Source organism: Streptomyces longisporoflavus, assembly GCF_014649775.1.
GTDB lineage: Bacteria > Actinomycetota > Actinomycetes > Streptomycetales > Streptomycetaceae > Streptomyces > Streptomyces longisporoflavus.
Genome location: NZ_BMTR01000155.1, coordinates 1 through 533 on the forward strand (window position 1 = coordinate 1; position 533 = coordinate 533).

Below are 533 nucleotides of genomic sequence, written 5' to 3' on the forward strand. Positions count from 1 at the left end.
AATTAATGACCCATGGGGTAAGAATGGGATTAAGGCTTATCTATTTGATTCATCCTTTGAGTTCTTAAATAAATGCCTTGATAAGTATTCAGAGGTATTGGGATTTAGGATTGAATTTAATATTGATTTGGGCACTGCTAGAAAAGAATTTGTTACTCTTATTGAAAGGGATGGGCAAATAATTGATTATGATGAACTTAGCGGTGGAGAAAAACAATTATGTAATGTTGCAATGGCATTTGCAATGAATGAAGCTCTTACGGCTTCTAAGGGTATTAACTTAGCATTTCTCGATGAGGTATTTGAATCTTTAAGTTCAGATAACGTAGAAGTAGTTACCTCACTAATACGTCACATATTCAAAGAGAAAACTCTATTCTTGATAACCCACTTAGATTCACTTCCTCTTGGTAATACCAAAATTCTGCAAGTGGAAAAGACCCAAGGCCTGAGTAGGTACCAATTACTATAATGGTATATAAAATACAATACACCATTATATTATGAACTCTAAGAATAAAGGAAATCGATTC

The 533-nt window shown here is 33.2% G+C and carries 1 protein-coding gene; it reads left to right on the top strand.

What is annotated here, in order from left to right; all coding sequences use genetic code 11:
• The coding region (locus tag IE226_RS43825) for an SbcC/MukB-like Walker B domain-containing protein (protein ID WP_190087111.1) at positions 1-472 on the top strand (472 nt) is incomplete at its 5' end.
• Positions 473-533: the final 61 nt, after the last annotated feature.